This is a genomic window from Bacillota bacterium (assembly GCA_013314855.1).
Lineage (GTDB): Bacteria > Bacillota > Clostridia > Acetivibrionales > DUMC01 > Ch48.
This window is the reverse complement of sequence record JABUEW010000215.1, coordinates 1-3834: the sequence shown is the minus strand read 5'-3', so window position 1 is coordinate 3834 and position 3834 is coordinate 1. Positions and strand designations below refer to the sequence as shown.

Annotated in this window: 3 protein-coding genes; 1 reads left to right on the top strand and 2 read right to left on the bottom strand. The window is 33.5% G+C overall.

Annotated elements, in window-relative coordinates; translation table 11 throughout:
- Together HPY74_20230 and HPY74_20225 are read right to left on the bottom strand one after the other, a co-directional pair.
- Nucleotides 1-353 (bottom strand): hypothetical protein (locus HPY74_20230; protein ID NSW92936.1); only part of this gene is annotated, 353 nt, incomplete at its 3' end.
- Between the two features lie 226 nt (nt 354-579).
- Nucleotides 580-921 carry a carbohydrate-binding protein gene (locus HPY74_20225; GenBank protein NSW92935.1) on the bottom strand — a complete coding sequence of 114 codons (342 nt, stop codon included), beginning with the start codon at nt 919-921 and terminating at the stop codon, nt 580-582.
- A 227-nt stretch (nt 922-1148) separates the two neighbouring features.
- Between HPY74_20225 and HPY74_20220 the strand changes: the two genes are divergently transcribed.
- Nucleotides 1149-3614, top strand: coding sequence for an NTP transferase domain-containing protein (locus tag HPY74_20220; GenBank protein NSW92934.1), 2466 nt, complete (start codon nt 1149-1151; stop codon nt 3612-3614).
- Nucleotides 3615-3834 lie beyond the last annotated feature (220 nt).

Genomic DNA, 3834 nt, shown 5'->3' with positions numbered 1-3834 from the left:
ACAAGAAGCTCATCATTGGATAAAACGCATTCGATAACTTCATCTAAAAGCTTCCTAAGCTTTTCAACTATTTTACTGTTAATGACCTTTACTTTACTGATGTGTGTATATACATCCTTTATGGATTTAATACACTCGAATCTTAGGTTTTGGTCAATTAGATCTTGCACTGAAATATCTTCTGAGAGGCTATCTTGAATATATATACCTGGATAACCCATTTCTTTTAACTTTATTATATATGGTTCACGGAGTACTACCCCACTATGTAAAAGAATCTCCCCATTATTTCCTAAAAGGGGTTTTGCGTTTATCATTCCCTCTTTTATGGCATCTATTCGAACAAATCTCATTATATATGTCCTTTCAAAAGAGTTATTACTTAACACGCCTGTACTAAAGTACAGGGGCTATACTTTCGACTAAAAGTCGACTTAAAGTAAATACAGGCGTAATTTTTTTACCTAATAGATTATAGTACAAAACTTTACATATTTCAACAAAAAGAATCAGCTTGTGGTCTTTTTAGTTAAAGACCACAAGCTGATTAAGGCTTAAAAATTTAAATCAGGCTTTCTCTTATTTTGTAATGTCAAAAGTATAGTTATTTCCTGAGTTATTATCCCAATTATTTGCGCAGTCTTTGAAACAAATATTTAATGTATCGGATTTAAGCACAGGTATACTTACTTCAAACCCTTTGTCAGTCCTAGTCATCTGATAATCGTACAAATTGTCCCATTTATCGCCATACCCTACATGTGCATAAACATGGGAAGCCCCGCTTTGAGCGAGTAAGCCGCTGTATTCTATTTTAACTTTGTCTCCTACAGATGGTATTGACGGACTTATAGACACCCCGTTTTTTAAATACTCAGTGCTATTTGTAAAAGTAGTTGTAGTTTTGTTTACTCTTGGCATAAGAACTCCTCCTTTCTTCTTTGAATTATTATTCTCCTTTAAAAGTTAAAAAATACGTGACAGTTTCAGTGCCACATTTTTTTCATGGGAATAGTTTTTGTATTTAATGTAAATAATATTTGTGTTTAATGTTGTTTTAACTTTATGCCAAAATTAAGCCAAATTTGAGTTAAATTTAAGCAAATTACGGCAGTAGTATCATGTCAAAAAATGAAAGGATGGTTTGAATGAAAGCTGTCATTATGGCCGGTGGAGAAGGGACAAGGTTAAGGCCTCTTACATGCAACAGGCCTAAACCCATGGTACCGATAGTTAATAAACCTATGATGGAGCATATAGTAGAATTACTAAAAAAATACAACTTTACGGAAATTGCTGTAACGCTCCAATATATGCCTGAAATAATTAAGGATTATTTTGGAGACGGAAAAGAATTTGGAGTAAACTTTAATTATTACGTTGAAACTGTCCCTCTTGGTACGGCAGGGAGTGTTAAAAATGCAGAAGAGTTTTTGGATGATACTTTTATAGTTATAAGCGGCGATGCACTGACTGATGCAAACTTAGAAGAAGCAATAAAATTTCATTTTAATAAAGGTTCAATAGCAACATTACTCCTGAAAAAAGTAGATGTACCTCTTGAATATGGTGTAGTTGTAACCGATGATGAAGGAAGGGTAATCCGGTTCTTGGAAAAACCCAGTTGGGGAGAAGTATTTAGTGATACGGTAAATACAGGTATATATATATTGTCCCCGGTCGTGCTAAGTTTTTTTAATAAGAATGAAATGTTTGATTTTAGCAGAGATTTATTTCCTATTTTATTAAGAAAGGGTTTTCCAATGTATGGATACATAATAGATGATTACTGGTGCGATATTGGAGACCCGGGTGTATACATTCAATCCCATATTGATATAATGGATGGAAAGGTAAAAATAAATGTACCGGGGAAGGAAATAAAGGATAGGGTATGGGTTGATGATGGTACAGTTATTGATGAAAACGTTAGAATTCAGTCTCCATGTATTATAGGGAAACATACAAGGATAAAGAAAGATAGTATTATCGGCGGGTATTCAGTGATTGGTGATTCAAATATTATTGATGGACGGGCAAGTATAAAACGAAGTATTATATGGAAGAATTGTCTAATTGACCACAGAGTTGAATTAAGGGGAAGCGTGGTATGTAATAAAGTTCACTTGTATAATTCTTCAAAGGCTTTTGAAAATTCTATAATTGGCGATGATACTGTAATAAGGGAAAATGCAATAATAAAGCCTAATATAAAAATATGGCCGAATAAATTGATTGATGAAGGGGTAGAAATTAATTCCAATCTTGTATGGGGTACAAAATATACAAGAAATATTTTTGGAAACAGAGGAATAACTGGGGAAATTAACGTAGATATTACCCCAGAATATGCATCAAAGCTTGGTGCAGCTTATGGAGCTATTTTTAAAGAAAAAGGGGTTATCGGTGTAAGCTGTGATAATAACCCTTCATCAAAGATGATAAAAATGGCATTTATAGCAGGCCTACTTACTACAGGTATTGAGGTCCATGATTTTGGTGAAATGCTGCTGCCCATCTCAAGGTCGGCTATTAGATTCTATAATACTGATGGAGGAATACACATAGGTACTTCACGGCATAATCCTGCACGGCTGTTTATAGATATAATGGATAGTAATGGATGTAATATTAGCAGGGCACTGGAAAGAAAAATTGAAAATGTTTTTATACGGGAAGATTTTTCCCGCTGTGAAGGAGATTGTATAAAGGATGTTATACCTGTCCAGAACTATAGCAGTTTTTATATGAGAAATATTATTAATAGTGTAAAATCCAAGAAAATGGATTATAGAATTATTCTAAATACAACATCTCAATTTGTTGCAGAAATCATGAAAAACTTGCTTGAGCAGCTTGGTTGTAAAGTGGAATTATTAAATTTAAAACTTATAAATATCAAGACAAAAAGAGCAAGTATGACTTCTGACGATGTAAACTTCTTTACAAGTTATGTAAAAATGGGTAATTTTGATATGGGTGTTTCTGTAGAAGATTTTTCGGAAAAAATGATGCTCGTAGATAATAAAGGCAGGATAATTACTGAAGATATGTATATTGCCCTTATATCAATCATGTTGTTTAAGACAGTTAAAGGAGGTACAGTTGTTGTCCCCATATCTGCCAGCCATATTGTTGAAAAAATAGCGGAAGAGTATAATGGAAAAGTAGTAAGGACTAAGACTTCCTCTCAAGATATAATGTATAAATTACTTGGCAATGGTGCAGAAGAAGGAATGTTGGAACAATTTATACTACACTTTGACGCTATAGGTGGACTTGTTAAAATATTGGATTTTATGGCAATAAATAAATATAAACTTTCGGATATGGTAGACATGATTCCTACATTTCATATGGATAGAAAGGAAGTGGAATGTCCCTGGAATGCAAAGGGTAAGGTTATAAGGCAGATTATCCAGGAACAGTCGGGAAAAACAATAGAGACTATGGAAGGGGTTAAAATATATAATGATAATGGTTGGGTTCTTATTTTGCCTGATGCAGATCTCCCCATATGTAGGATAATAAGTGAAAGCTATTCTCAAGAATTTGCAGAGGAATTAAGTACAATATATGCAGATAAAATAAGAGAAATAAGCAGAGAGAATTGAAAGCCACCCTAATCCCTAATGGGCGCATTTTATTTTTATGAAGAAAATGCTTCCAGTAACTAAAAGCTCCAAGTCTTAAGAGCCTGTAAATTCACTTCGGGGCAAATCAAACTCGCAAAATAATTTGAATAGAATTTAATAATATTTCAATGTAATTATTTTGCTCATACAGTTGATTTGCTTATCCCTCGTCGGATTAACAGGCTCTATAAGACTTTCC